Source organism: Rhodococcus sp. 852002-51564_SCH6189132-a, from assembly GCF_001665495.1.
GTDB classification, from domain to species: Bacteria; Actinomycetota; Actinomycetes; order Mycobacteriales; family Mycobacteriaceae; genus Rhodococcus; species Rhodococcus pyridinivorans.
Genome location: NZ_LZMJ01000033.1, coordinates 1 through 13,231, shown reverse-complemented (window position 1 = coordinate 13,231; position 13,231 = coordinate 1). Strand labels below are relative to the sequence as shown.

14 protein-coding genes and 2 riboswitches are annotated in these 13,231 nt (G+C 68.5%); of the genes, 10 read left to right on the top strand and 4 right to left on the bottom strand.

What is annotated here, in order from left to right; all coding sequences use genetic code 11:
* The first annotated feature begins 37 nt into the window (after window positions 1–37).
* The 8 genes from A5767_RS06360 to A5767_RS06325 all read left to right on the top strand — a co-directional run bounded on the left by A5767_RS06360 (window position 38) and on the right by A5767_RS06325 (window position 6,038).
* Complete coding sequence (locus A5767_RS06360) at window positions 38–1,108, top strand: hypothetical protein (RefSeq protein ID WP_064851952.1); 1,071 nt, start codon at window positions 38–40, stop codon at window positions 1,106–1,108.
* A complete protein-coding gene (locus tag A5767_RS06355; protein WP_064851945.1) occupies window positions 1,105–2,184 on the top strand; it encodes a glycosyltransferase in 1,080 nt (359 codons plus the stop codon). Before A5767_RS06360 ends, A5767_RS06355 begins: the two co-directional genes overlap by 4 nt.
* Window positions 2,181–3,173: a glycosyltransferase gene (locus A5767_RS06350; RefSeq protein ID WP_064851944.1), complete on the top strand. Its 993-nt coding sequence runs from the start codon at window positions 2,181–2,183 to the stop codon at window positions 3,171–3,173. Before A5767_RS06355 ends, A5767_RS06350 begins: the two co-directional genes overlap by 4 nt.
* Window positions 3,170–3,997, top strand: a complete 828-nt coding sequence (locus A5767_RS06345; protein WP_064851943.1) for a glycosyltransferase family 2 protein — start codon at window positions 3,170–3,172, stop codon at window positions 3,995–3,997. The genes A5767_RS06350 and A5767_RS06345 overlap by 4 nt, the downstream gene beginning before the upstream one ends.
* 18 nt (window positions 3,998–4,015) lie before the next feature.
* Window positions 4,016–4,136: riboswitch (cobalamin riboswitch) on the top strand.
* A 40-nt stretch (window positions 4,137–4,176) separates the two neighbouring features.
* Window positions 4,177–4,587: a hypothetical protein gene (locus tag A5767_RS06340; RefSeq protein ID WP_064851942.1), complete on the top strand. Its 411-nt coding sequence runs from the start codon at window positions 4,177–4,179 to the stop codon at window positions 4,585–4,587.
* A complete protein-coding gene (locus A5767_RS06335; protein ID WP_197483217.1) occupies window positions 4,584–4,955 on the top strand; it encodes a hypothetical protein in 372 nt (123 codons plus the stop codon). Before A5767_RS06340 ends, A5767_RS06335 begins: the two co-directional genes overlap by 4 nt.
* A gap of 49 nt (window positions 4,956–5,004) precedes the next feature.
* Window positions 5,005–5,595, top strand: coding sequence for a (2Fe-2S)-binding protein (locus A5767_RS23030; protein WP_231913140.1), 591 nt, complete (start codon window positions 5,005–5,007; stop codon window positions 5,593–5,595).
* Complete coding sequence (locus tag A5767_RS06325; protein WP_197483216.1) at window positions 5,592–6,038, top strand: DUF7676 family protein; 447 nt, start codon at window positions 5,592–5,594, stop codon at window positions 6,036–6,038. The genes A5767_RS23030 and A5767_RS06325 overlap by 4 nt, the downstream gene beginning before the upstream one ends.
* Window positions 6,039–6,125: 87 nt before the next feature.
* Here A5767_RS06325 and A5767_RS06320 read toward each other — a convergent pair whose 3' ends face one another.
* The 4 genes from A5767_RS06320 to A5767_RS06305 are packed head-to-tail and all read right to left on the bottom strand — an operon-like array spanning window position 6,126 to window position 10,073.
* Window positions 6,126–6,956, bottom strand: coding sequence for an ABC transporter ATP-binding protein (locus tag A5767_RS06320; protein WP_064851940.1), 831 nt, complete (start codon window positions 6,954–6,956; stop codon window positions 6,126–6,128).
* Entirely contained in the window at window positions 6,953–8,023 is a 1,071-nt protein-coding gene (locus A5767_RS06315) for a FecCD family ABC transporter permease (protein WP_064851939.1), read from the bottom strand. The genes A5767_RS06320 and A5767_RS06315 overlap by 4 nt, the downstream gene beginning before the upstream one ends.
* Entirely contained in the window at window positions 8,020–9,105 is a 1,086-nt protein-coding gene (locus tag A5767_RS06310; protein WP_197483215.1) for a FecCD family ABC transporter permease, read from the bottom strand. The genes A5767_RS06315 and A5767_RS06310 overlap by 4 nt, the downstream gene beginning before the upstream one ends.
* A gap of 8 nt (window positions 9,106–9,113) precedes the next feature.
* Window positions 9,114–10,073, bottom strand: a complete 960-nt coding sequence (locus tag A5767_RS06305) for an ABC transporter substrate-binding protein (protein ID WP_231913139.1) — start codon at window positions 10,071–10,073, stop codon at window positions 9,114–9,116.
* A 335-nt stretch (window positions 10,074–10,408) separates the two neighbouring features.
* Window positions 10,409–10,536: riboswitch (cobalamin riboswitch) on the bottom strand.
* A 224-nt stretch (window positions 10,537–10,760) separates the two neighbouring features.
* Here A5767_RS06305 and A5767_RS06300 point away from each other — a divergent pair.
* Window positions 10,761–11,279, top strand: coding sequence for a hypothetical protein (locus A5767_RS06300; RefSeq protein WP_006552955.1), 519 nt, complete (start codon window positions 10,761–10,763; stop codon window positions 11,277–11,279).
* A 306-nt stretch (window positions 11,280–11,585) separates the two neighbouring features.
* Window positions 11,586–13,091: a PepSY-associated TM helix domain-containing protein gene (locus A5767_RS06295; RefSeq protein WP_064851937.1), complete on the top strand. Its 1,506-nt coding sequence runs from the start codon at window positions 11,586–11,588 to the stop codon at window positions 13,089–13,091.
* Window positions 13,092–13,231 lie beyond the last annotated feature (140 nt).

The following is a 13,231-nucleotide window of genomic DNA, read 5'->3' as shown; positions in this document are numbered from 1 at the left end:
GGCGAATGTCGCGCGAGGGAGAAGAGGGTCGGTTGTGGTGATTCGAGTCGCGTCGGTGCCTGCGTCGCACGTCTACGTCCGGCACCTCGCCTGCCCGGAGGGCGACGACGTGATCCGGTTGACGGATCCGGTTCCCGCCGACGGCCGCAAGGTTCCCGGGGGCTGGTGGCCGCCGTTGATGCTCGAACCGGGCTGGGTGAGCGACCACCACGAGGAATTCGACGTCTTCCACATCCATTTCGGATTCGACGCGATCGGCGCGGAGCAGCTGCAGGACGTCGTCGCCGAGCTCGCCGAGCACGACAAGCCTCTCGTGTACACGGTGCACGACCTGCGGAACCCGCACCATCCCACCCCCGGTGAGCACCACAAGCAACTCGACGTGCTGATTCCGGCCGCGGACGAACTGATCACCCTCACGCCGGGCGCCGCCGAGCGGATCCGTCTGCGCTGGGGTCGGGAGGCGACGGTCCTGCCGCATCCGCACGTCGTCGAACAGCACTGGCTCGAGCGACCGCGTCGCGACGAAAGTCCGTTCGTCGTGGGAGTCCACGCGAAGAGCCTGCGCGCGAACATGGATCTGTTCCCGGTGCTCGACACGCTGGCCGAGACCGTGCGCTCGCTACCCGATGCGGTGTTGCAGATCAACGTGCACGACGAGATCTTCGATCCCGACAATGCGTACTGGTACAAGCCGGAAGCCGGTTCCCGCATCCTGCAGTACGGCGAGCAACCCCAGGTGGACGTGCGGGTGCATCCGTACTTCTCCGACGACGAACTGTGGCAGTACCTCTCGGATCTGTCGGTGTCGGTGCTGCCCTACCGTTTCGGAACCCATTCGGGTTGGCTCGAGGCGTGTTTCGACCTCGGCACCGCTGTGATCGCGCCGAGTTGCGGCTTCTACGGCGAGCAGCGTCGGTGCGGGGTGTACACCTACGACGAGGACACCTTCGAAGCCGACTCGCTCGATCGTTGCGTGCGAGAACTGTACGAGAGCAGGGATCTTCCGCGAGCCGACTGGTCGCAACGTATGGACGAACGTCGCGCGCTGGCCCGCGCCCATCGCGATATCTACCTGCGCGCGATGAGCAGCCGGAGCAGATCATGACGCCGTTGCGCATCGCACTCGTCGCGTCGAACAGATTTCCGATCCGCCAGCCCTTCGCCGGCGGACTCGAAGCGCACGTGTGGCATCTCGCCCACGCGCTCGGCAAGGACGGCCACGAGGTGACGCTCTTCGCCGCACCGGGATCCGATCCGGAACTTCCGGCCTCGTTCCTCGAGGTGCCGTCCTTCGAGGTCAGCGAACTCGCACGCAGCGACGTGTCGATGCCCCCGGCGAACGGCTTCCTCGGCGACCACCACGCCTACCTGTCGCTGATGCTCGATCTCGCCGGACCGTCCGCCGTTGCCTTCGACGTCGTGCACAACCACAGCCTGCACTACCTGCCGATAGCGATGGCCCGCATGTTGCACACCCCGCTGCTCTGCACGCTGCACACGCCGCCGACGCCGTGGCTCGAGTCGGCGATGGCGACTCCGGGTGGGTGCCCGGGCACGTTCGTCGCGGTCAGCCGGCACACCGCGACGGCCTGGGAACACGTCACGCCCGGTCCGGTGGCGGTCGTGCCCAACGGTGTCGATCTCGGAGCGTGGCCGGTCGGTTCGGGAGGTGAGGATCTGATCTGGTTCGGCCGCCTCGTGCCGGAGAAGGGCGCGCATCTCGCGATCGAGGCCGCGCGCCGGGTCGGTTACCGGCTGCGGATCGCGGGCCCGATCAGCAACCGGGGGTACTTCGCGGAACACGTCGAACCGTTCCTCGGTCCCGACGTGAACTATCTCGGTCATCTTTCCCAGCCGGATCTCGCTGCCGCGGTGGGACGTTCGGCAGCAGCACTCATCACACCGCAATGGGACGAACCGTACGGGCTCGTCGTCGCCGAGTCCCTGGCATGCGGGACACCCGTGGTGGCCTTCGCGCGCGGCGGCATCCCGGAGGTCGTCGACGAGAGCAGCGGATGCCTGGTCGCGCCGGACGACATCAACGGCCTGGCCGAGGCGGTACCCCGCGCTGTCGGTCTGTCCCGTGCCTCCGCCCGAGCCCGCGCGGAGGAGCGTTGTTCGGAACGCACGATGGTCGATGCCTACGTCTCGCTGTATCGGGAACTCGCGGGAGCGGCATGATCGGCTACTACATCCATCACCACGGGCACGGACACCGCACCCGCGCGAGCAGCATCTGCGCGGATCTGCGGACGCCGGTGACGGCATTGTCGTCGGCGCCGCTCGGCACTGCCGCCGACGCCTTCGACGACGTCGTGCTGCTCCCCCGCGACGACCTCGCCGTCGACACCGCGCAGGACACGACGGCCCACGACGTCCTCCACTGGGTTCCCACCCACGACGACGGTCTCCGCGAACGCATGCACGCGCTGGGGTCGTGGATCGCCGCGACCCGCCCGAGCCTGCTGGTAGTGGATGTGTCGGTGGAGGTGACGCTCCTCGCCCGCTTGTACGGGATCCCCGTCGTGGTGCTCGCGATGCCGGGCGAGCGCACCGATACCGCCCACACGCTGGCCTATCGCGTCGCCGACCATCTCATCGCACCGTGGTCGCAGGACGTCTACGATCCGCACTGGCTGCGCTCGTACACCACCTCGTACGTCGGCGGGATCAGCCGTTTCGACGGACGCCCGTCTCCCACCCGCACAGCCGGTGAGAAGCCGAGGGTCCTCGTCATGAGCGGCAGCGGCGGATCGTCGATCACCGTCGACGATCTGCACCGGTTCTCGTCGCGCTACCCCCAGTACGAGTGGGAGGGTCTCGGTGTCGCGGGCGGTCCGTGGATCGACGATCCGTGGCCCGTCCTCACCGGCGCCGACGTCGTGATCGGGCATGCGGGCCAGAACACCGTCGCCGACATCGCGGCCGCCGCGCGACCTGCGGTCGTGATCGCCGAACCCCGTCCGTTCGACGAACAGCGTTCCACCGCAACTGCTTTGGAGAAGGCCGAACTGGCGGTGGGTCTCGACGGGTGGCCCGACCCGAACCGCTGGCCCGAACTGATCGAGCGAGCACGCGGCCTCGACCCCGTCGAATGGAAACGCTGGCAGGTCGACGGTGCCGCGGCGCGCGCGGCGGCGATCCTGGACGACCTAGCGGAGCGATCGTGACCGTCTCGGTCGTCACGGTCGCCGCGGGTCGCGGCACGCATCTGCGACGCCAACTCGACGGCCTCGCACGCAGCACCCGGACACCTGACGAGCACATCGTTGTCGCGATGGGTGACCCGGAGGTCACGGAGGTCGTCGCCACGGCCGGCTCGTCGGCGCGAGTGGTGGAGATGGACGTCGACTCCGCGAAACTGCCGGTCGGAGAGGCACGGAATCTGGGCGCGCGGACGGCGTCGTCGGATCTGCTCGTCTTCCTCGACGTCGACTGCATTCCGGCTCCCGACCTGATCGAACGGTACGCCGAGGCGGCCGGCCGGCACCCGGCTGCGCTGCTCAACGGTCCGGTCACCTATCTGTCCGAACCGGGCGCCGACGGCTACGACCTCGACCGGCTGGGCGACGCGATCGATCCGCATCCGGCCCGTCCGTTCCCCTCCTCGGGTGAGATCGTGCTGGACGATAGGCACGAATTGTTCTGGTCGCTGTCGTTCGCGTCCCGGTCGCTCGTGTGGGACCGCATCGGCGGGTTCTGCACCGCATACAGCGGATACGGCGGCGAGGACACCGATTTCGGACAGAAGGCCGCCCGTGCCGGAGTCCCGATGGCCTGGGTCGGCGGCGCCCACGCCTTCCACCAGTACCACCCGGTGTCGAGCCCGCCGGTCGAGCATCTCGACGACATCCTCACCAATGTAGCGCTGTTCCACCAGCGTTGGGGGTGGTGGCCGATGCGGGGGTGGCTCGACGAGTTCGAGCGGACGGGACTCGTCTCCTTCGACCCCGACACGCAGCGGTGGACGAAGGTGCGGACGACCGGCCCGTGAAGACTTTTCGTTCCGTGTGCTAATTTCGGCACCGTCATTGCGACAACGCACGAGGAAGTCGGTGTGATTCCGGCGCGGTCCCGCCACTGTGACCGGAGAGCGATCTCCGGGAGCCAGATACTCCCGTCGCCGTACCTCCTTGCCCGGGGCGGACTTCCCCGAGAGAGGGTGTAATCGCCGTGCGTGTACGCGCAGCCTTCCCGAAGCTCCTTGTCGCGTTGACCTCCTCGAGCCTTCTGCTCGCCGGATGTTCGACGGCGGGTTCCGACACCGAGAACGACGCCTCGGACGAGTGCATCACCGACTTCGATGCCTCGGTCGACTACTTTCCCGACAAGTCCGAGATAGTCGACGCCGATTTCGAAGCCGTGGTCGCGCAGGTGGCCGACGCCCCGACCTGGCTCGTGGGTGGCGGCGTCGGCGGGTTCACCGCGGGGCTGGCCGGACTCGGCCGCGCCGGTGTGGTGATCGCCGCGGCGCTCGGGGCCACCGTGTTCCCCCTCAATGTCGTCACGGCCATCGTGGGGGCGCCCGTGGTCATCGCCGTCCTGATTCGTTCACGGCGTGGAACACTGGGAGCGGCACTGTGACCTCCACGGGCGTGGAACTACGCGATCCGACCATCGGCCACGCCCGTCGTCGTGCCTTCCGTGGCAGGACGGTCACGGAGATCGCTTCGAAGGTGAACGTTGCTCGACGGGGTGAGCTCGTCGACGTGCTCGGACGCCTGGCGCGCGAGCAGAATCTGGCGGTCGTCATGTCCACCCACGAACTCGAACTCGCACTACGGGTGTCCGACCGGATGTGGCTGCTCGAAGCAGATCGCACACTGACATGCGACACTCCCGCTGCTCTCGCCGAATCCGGCCGTATCGGAGCGGCGTTCGATCGCGGACGCATGCGGTTCGGTCCTCGTAGGATGGTGTTCGACCTGGAAGCGGAGGACAGCCGTGTCTGATGCGATCGGGGTTCTCGAGCGAATCGCCGTATGGAGCCCGTACTTCCGCGTGAGTACCGGACCTGCCGACGACAGATGGCGTCCCACCGCAGATCTGGCCGACCCCGCGACCCGCGACGCTCTGGTGGCCGATATCGCCGCGCGGATGGACACCGACGAACCGCGCGTGGCAGCATCGACCCTCTTCTTCGGATACGTCGCACGCGTGTGGTCGGTGGCGATCGGTTCCGTCGTCGACTCCGGACGGTGCATTCGGCTCGATCCCGAGCAACTCCTGTGGCGCAACGACGCCGGGCTGCACTTGCACATCACCGAACCCGGATTCGGCGACGACATCGTGACGGAAGTCCTCGACCGGCAGATCGAACCTCTCGTCCATGCGTGGCGCGACGTGGTCGCGGCCGGCCTGTTGTGGGGCAACGCGGCATCCGCTCTGATCGGCGCTGGGCGGGTGATCGGTTCCGATGCACAGCCTCTCGTCGATGACCTTCTGTCCGATCCGCGTCTGGCGGACACTGTGGACCCGGCGACCGGCCGTCGCCGTAGTTGCTGTCTTTACTACCGCACACCCACCGGCGGGGTCTGCGGCGACTGCGTCTTCCCCACCCCGCCGGACGACCGCTCGAAGGAGATGCCGTGACAGTCGTGTTCGATCCCGAGAACTATTGGAACGACATGTGGTTCGGTCTGCTCATCGAAGGCTCGACACTGGAGGTCGCGGCCCCGAACGCACCGAAGAAGATCGGGATGTACGACGGGTACGTCACCGTCGACTTCGGTCGGTGGCACTTCCCTCTCTGCATCGGCGAACACACCGCGAGTGGGCCGGAACTCGGCCGGATCCGCCGCTGCGGTCGCGCCGAGTTGTACCGCAGGATCGGCAGGGACGACACCGTCACCTCATGGGGGCTGCGCATGTTCAACGGCCGGTACGAGCAGATGCTCACGATCATGCTGCCCACCCCGGTTCTCACCAACACCCAGCGACTGACGGAGGAACCGGTCTGGGAGCACCTCGAGGCGTGGGACCGCATCCGCGGAATTTCTGGGGCTGGAACCCGATCCACGCGATCGCACAGGTAGGGGCTTCCGGCACACATGAGTGTGAAGCCGGGCGCCGACCGAGGTCCGGCGCGGAGCGGTCCGTCCGCGAAGGCAGAACGCGCCCGGTCACCGGGCGGCCTCGATGTCGACCGACCGGTGGGGCAGGACCAGCGGTGTGCCTGCGACGGGATCGGTGATCACGGTGGCCTCCACACCGAAGACGTCGCGCACCATCTCGGAAGTGATGACTTCGCTGGGCGGTCCGGCGGTCACCATCGTCCCCGCGCGCATCGCCACAAGGTGATGGGCATAGCGACTGGCCATGTTGAGATCGTGCAACACCAGCACGATGGTGCGTCCGAGCCGGTGGTTGAGGGAAGCGAGCAGATCGAGCACCTCGATCTGATGGGCCAGGTCGAGGAAGGTCGTGGGCTCGTCGAGCAGCATGATGTCGGGATCCTGGGCCAACGCCAGCGCGATCCACACGCGTTGGCGTTGGCCACCGGACAGTTCTTCGATCGGGCTCTCGGCCAGCTGGTCGACGCCGGTCGCCGCCAGTGCGGCAGCCACCGCCCGCTCGTCTTCGGCACTCCACTGTCGGAACCACCGTTGATGGGGATGCCGGCCCCGGCCGACGAGATCGGCGACGGTGATGCCGTCCGGGGCAAGGGGCTGCTGCGGCAGCAGACCGAGGGCGCGGGCCAGTGTGCGCGCCGGCATCTCGGTGAGCTCGGTACCGTCCAGAAGGACTCGGCCGTGCTGCGGCGACAACAGGCGGGCCAGGCCCCGCAACAGCGTCGACTTGCCGCACCCGTTGGGTCCGACGATCGCCGTGATACGGCCGGCAGGCAGGCTCGTGCTCACCTGGTCGACGATCAGCGAGGATCCGTAGCCCAGGCTGAGCTGCTCGGTCGTCAACGAGACCGACCGGATCGCGTGTGCTGGCTGTGGTGTCATCCGGCGGCTCCGATGCGGTGGGCGCGGGCGAGGAGATAGAGCAGGACCGGCGCTCCGAGGATCGCCGTGAGGACTCCGACGGGCATCTCCGACGGCGCGAAAATCGAACGGCCCGCCAGATCGGCGCCGACCACCAGAAGGGCGCCGACGGCGGCAGAGGGCGCAAGGCCGATCTGCCGCTCGGCGAGGATGCGGCGAGTGATCTGCGGCGCCACCAGCGCGACGAAACCGATGGGTCCGGCAGCTGCGGTCGCCATCGCGGCGAGGACCACTGCAATCAGCAGCAACGACACCTTGCGGCCTTGACCGGCTCCGGTCAGGGTGCGGGTGAGATCGTCGCCGAGCTCGAGCAGCCGCAGGTGCCGCGACTCCACGATCAGGACCGGGACCGTCGCCGCCAGCGCGATGACAATGATGGTCACGTGCAGCCCGCTCCGATTAGCCAGGCTGCCGGTCAGCCAGGCAGCGGCACTCATGGCTCGGTGGATGTCGGAACGGGTGAGCAGATAGGAGATAGCGGAGGAAAGCATCGCCGCGACACCGATCCCGACCAGCACCAGCCGGAAGCCGTGCAGACCGCGCCGGTAAGCGATGAGCACGATCATCAGCGCAGCGAGGACCGCGCCGGCCAGCGCACCGAACACGAGCTGCAGACCGCTGCCCCCCACGACAAGCAGCACGGTCAATGCGCCCATCGCCGCCCCGGAATTGATGCCGATGATGTCGGGGCTGACGAGCGGATTGGCGGCGATGCGCTGCAATATGGCCCCCGAGAGCGCAAAAGCCGCGCCGACACCGAGCCCGGTCAGTGCCCGGGGCAGGCGGTCGCCCAGCACGACCTCGCGCTCGATGAGGGTGCCTCCGCCTCCCACGATGGTGACGGCGTCGGAAACCGAGATCGGGTACACCCCGAGGACCAAGGAAGCCGTGGCGACCGCAACGGCGGCCACGCCGGCGAGGACGGTGAGCAGCACCGAGGAGCGGCTGATCCGAAAGGAGACCGGGGTACCTCGCGGGGCCACCAGGAGCGTGTCGCGGGTTGGACCGCGGCGCACCGGCGAACTCATGTGCCGACCACCTTGCGGTTGCGGACCAGGTAGAGGAAGAACGGGGCGCCGACCAGGCCGGTGATGATCCCGACCTGCAGTTGTTCGGGTTGGACCAGGAGTCGTCCGAGGATGTCGGCGATCAGCAGCAGCATGGGCGCGAGCACGATGGTCCAGGCGAGCACCCAGCGGTAGTCCGAGCCCGTGATCATCCGTGCGATGTGGGGTACCACGAGCCCGATGAACCCGACCGGACCTGCGATAGCGGTAGCGCCACCCGCAAGCAGAACCACAGCGAGAGCCCCCGCGATGCGGTCGACCCACACACGGGCACCGAGGCTGCGGGCGAGATCCTCACCCAGAGCCAGAGCATTCAACGCGCGGGTCAGGCCAACAGCCAGGACGACACCGACGGCGATGAACGGCGCTACCGCGGCCAAAGCGTCACTGTCCGAACGGGTCAACGATCCCACGACCCAATAGCGGAAGTCCTCCATCGTGGAGGCGTCCTGGAGGGTGATCATCGTGGTGACCGCGCCCAGGAGCGCGGTCAACGCCGACCCGGCCAGAGCGAGCTTCACCGGCGTGGCACCACCCGGACCGAGCGAGCCGAGCATGTAGACGAAGACGGCGGCCACCGCAGCTCCTGCGAAGGCGAACCACACGTAACCGGCAGCGCTCGTGATGCCGAGACCGACCATCGCCGAAACCACCGCCAGCGCCGCGCCGGCGTTGATGCCCAACAGTCCGGGTCCCGCCAGGGGGTTGCGGGTCAGACCTTGCATCACCACGCCGGCGAGGCCGAGCGCCATCCCGGCCAGCAATCCGGTCACGGTCCGCGGGATGCGGATATATCGCACCACGCGCTCGACGTCACTGTCCGCCGAACCTGTAACGGCCCCGACCACGTCGGAGAGGCCGACCGGCAGGGTGCCGAGCAGGACCGAGCCGAGGGTCACGGCCACCAGAACAATCGTGGCCACCGCGAGCCCGAGTAGGCGAGTACGGTTGCCGCTCAGCAGGCCGGAACGCACGACAGGCGCGCCGGCAGCCGAGGCCGGACCGTCCGCAGACCGCTCCGGGGTCGTTGCCGCCGTCGTCACCGCCTACCTCACTCGCCCCCGTCTTGTCCGGTCTCGTCCTGGATGGCCAGGTCGGGGTGCAGCAGCGAAGCCAGCAGCTCGATTGCATGGGCGATGCGGACTCCGGCGGCGCGGTCAGCGAACAGGAAGGGATGCACGGCACCGTTCTGCACCGCCGACAGGCCCGCGAGCGCCGGGTTCTGCACGATCGTCTGCGCCTCCTCGGCGCCGTCCTGGCGGGTATAGGAGGCGTCGCAGCAGGTGCTGGTCAAGATGACATCGGGGTCGCGACGGATAAGCTCTTCGAGGTCGATCGCGACGTGGCGTCGCTCGACGAGGTCGGCGAAGGCGTTCACGCCCCCGGCCTGCGCGATGATCCGGGTACCGAAGTCGATGCCACCGGCGACGCGGATGCCACCGCCCTCATCGAGTAGGACGATCGCGACGCTCGGGCGGTCCGCCCCGGCCAGCACCTGGTCGACCGCCGCGATGCGCTGCTGTTGATCGGCAATGACCTCCTCGGCGCGCTCCTCGACGTCGAACAGGGCCCCGAGGTCGCGCAGGTCGTCATAGATCGTCTCGACGCTCACGGTGGCGGGGTCGATCGCCTCGTCCGACAGTCCGTCCGCGCTGGGGCACAGCGGGCTGAGGATCCAGCTCTGTATGCCGAGCCGGGTCAGACTCGCCCGCGTGCCGAAGCTCTCGTCGCCGGCGCCGTCCTCGGTGAACACGTTGTTGTACCCCGACAGGATGAAGTCCGGCCCGGTGGCCAGAAGCGCCTCACGACTGGGGAGCTTCTCGACGTACGGCACCTGCTCCTGGGCATCTGCGTACTCGGGCAACACCTGAGCATCGAGGAAGGCGGTCTCGATCAGGCGGTCGCTGATGCCCAGCGCATGCGCAATCTCGATGGCCGGCTGGTAGGCGGCATACACGCGTTCCGGTGGCGCTTCCACGGTGACGTCGATCCCGCAGTTCTCGACGGTCATGGAGTCGGCCGACGCGGCGTTCTCCTCGTCTGCGCCACATGCGCTCGCGCTGATCAGCGTCAGACATGCGGCGGCGACGCTCAGCGTCCGACGGTTCAGCGGAGTCATGCGACGGCCGTCCTTTCGATGCGCTGGGGGAATCGGCACTCGGGCCGGATCAAGGCATGGAAGGTGCGGGTCGCAGCGACCTGATCACTGATTCCCGGTGCGTGGGCGATCGCGATGGCGCGCCCTTCGACAGGATCCGGACGCCGAAGAGGTACAGCGGAGACAGAATGGGAGAGAGATGGGTGCACGGCTTCGCGCAGCCTTTCTCGGGGTAGGCCGCCCCGATGCTGAAAGGTACGAATGGGGCGAGTATCTGGCTCGCAGACGCTTGTCGAAGCGCCGCTCACAGTGGCGGTACCGCGCCGGATTCACACCGGCTTCCTCGGATCCCATCGTGATGGACGAACTGAGGCTAGCAGGAGCCGACCATGCCCGAATTCCCGGCTCGGCCGAAGTAGGAGCCGGGGGCGGTGCAGGTCGGTGGTGGCGCAACGCCACTCGAACGGCGTAGCGGTTGTGTCCTGTTCGACGCCGGTACCACCGCTGTGCGGGAGACCGACGTCATCGCCCGGCCCTGTCCCGGCACCGGAGAAGAGACCCGAGGGGAATCAACGCTATCCTCGCGGCGTGGACTCACGGATGCCGGTGCTTGCGCAGGTGCGCGGTGCTGCCGTGGGGTCGGTGTCGGGGGCGGTGAGTATCGCCGCCCATGGTGTGGCCGGTGGCGGGATGCCGCCGAGCCAGTCGGCGGTGGTGTTGCTGCTGGCGGCGTGCGCCGGCGTCGGTGCCGCGGTCGCCGCCGTCACCGTGCGCGATCGGAACTGGGTGTTTCTCCTCGCGGCACTGACTGCCGGACAGGTGGTCGGGCACACCACCCTCTCGGTGGTCGACGACCACGCGCACGGGCTGGAACTGTCGCCCGCGATGATCGCCGCCCACCTTGCCGCTGTTGCGGTCTCCGCCGCTGCGGTGCGCGCCGTCGAAGGTGCGTGCCTGCACGTGTTGGGGGCGTTCACCCGCGTGATGCTGGTGCTCGTTTCTGTCCCGCCTGCGCAGACCGTGGTCTGGTCGGCGACCCCGCTCTATCGGGCGACGCTGTCGTTGTGGTTGCTGGCCGGCGCCGCCGCCGGTACCCGCGGACCGCCGACCGCGGCGTAGTCGGCCTCCCTACCCGATCCGCCTGCTGCGCCGTCCCCGGCGCGGGAGAGCACGCGATCGCCGACGGGTGTCCGACATTCTTCTTCCGCCGTCCTGCCTTCGCCCCGTGCTGGGGTGCCGAGTGTATGGCGTGCGTGCCCTCAGCGGCATCGACCGGATTCGATCTGCCAAGTCCCCTCGATGCCCGCCTTTCCTGACGGTCGCCTCACCGACCGCATCTCCAGCGGTGCCCGTGCTCCTGCACGGACACCGCCGAAAAACGCGCACACGGTGAGCACCTCACGACAGCCGAATCGAGACACACTCATGTCCGTTCCCGAACTCGACCGCGGCACCATCGCCGCGGACAATTCCGCCGCCGAGCCCGCCCGGGCTGCGGCGCAGGATTCTTCACCGCCGCGCAGCATGCGGCCGCTGATCATGCGGCTGCACTTCTACGCCGGGATCCTGGTGGCCCCGTTCCTGCTGATCGCGACGATCAGCGGGGGCCTCTACGCGATCGCCCCGACCCTCGAACAGGTGCTCTACCGCGACCTGCTGCACGTCGATTCCACCGGTCCGGCACTGCCGGTCGCCGAGCAGGTCCGCGCCGCCCAACAGCTACGCCCGGACCTGACCGTCTCAGCGGTACGCCCCGCATCCGAGGTCGGTGAGACCACCCGGGTGCTGTTCACCGATCCGTCCCTCGGTGAATCCGAGCGCACTGCCGTGTTCATCGATCCCGCGACCGCCTCGTCGACCGGTCAGTCGGTGGTCTACGGCAGTAGCAGCGCGCTGCCGGTACGCACCTGGATTTCCCAGCTGCACCGGCACCTGCATCTGGGTGAGCCCGGCCGGATCTACAGCGAACTGGCCGCCTCCTGGTTGTGGGTCATCGCTCTGGGCGGGGTGTACCTGTGGGTGCAGCGCTACCGCACCCAGCGCACCCGCACCCGGCAGTCGGCGCGACTGCTGACCTTCGACCGCGGCGCGCGGGGCCGCAACCGCACCCTCGGCTGGCACGGCACCACCGGCCTGTGGATCGCGGTCGGCTCGATCTTCCTGTCGGCCACCGGGTTGACCTGGTCCACATATGCCGGGGCGAATGTGGGCGAGTTGCGTACCGCGTTGAGCTGGACCACCCCGACGCTCGATACCACCCTCGGCGTCTCGGACACCGCGCCTGCAGCCGGTGGACACGACGGCCACGACGGCCATACTGCCGCTGTTGCCGATACGGGCGCACTCGATCGCAACATCGGCGCTCTGGACCGCGTCCTTGCCGCCGCTGCCGAGCATCGAGTGACCGAACACGTCGAGATGAGCATCCCGGCCGACGGCCACACTGCCGTCACCGTCACCGAAACCCGCCAGCCCTGGCAGTTCGTCACCGACGCGGTCGCGATCGACCCGGCCACCGGGGCGGTGACCGCCACCAACACGTTCGCGGACTGGCCGCTGGCCGCCCAGCTCACCACCTGGGGCATCGCCCTGCACATGGGCATCTTGTTCGGGCTGCTCAACCAGCTGGTATTGCTCGCTCTCGCGGTCGCGTTGGGCACGGTCATCGTGCGCGGCTACCAGCTGTGGTGGCAGCGTCGCCCCACCCGCGGATCGCGCCGGGTGGCGCGCCCACCGCTGCGTGGGACGTGGCGACGCCTGCACCCGGTCACCGTCGTCGCGGTGGTCGCTGCTGCGGTGACCGTCGGGTGGTTCGCTCCGCTGCTGGGACTGAGCCTGCTCGCATTCCTGCTCGTCGACGTCGCGGTCGGTCTGCTGCGGCGCCGGCGTCCGCCCGAGCACTCCCCCGAGGGGACCTCCGCGACCGGCTGAGTCTCGCTGTCTCCGGCCCGGCGGGGGGGGGGGGGGCCCCCCCCCCCCCCCCCCCCCCGCCCGCAAAAACAAACCCCCAGGGTTTTAAAAAAGAAGACATAGGGGGGGGGGCGGGGGGCGGGGGGGCCCCCCCCCCCCCC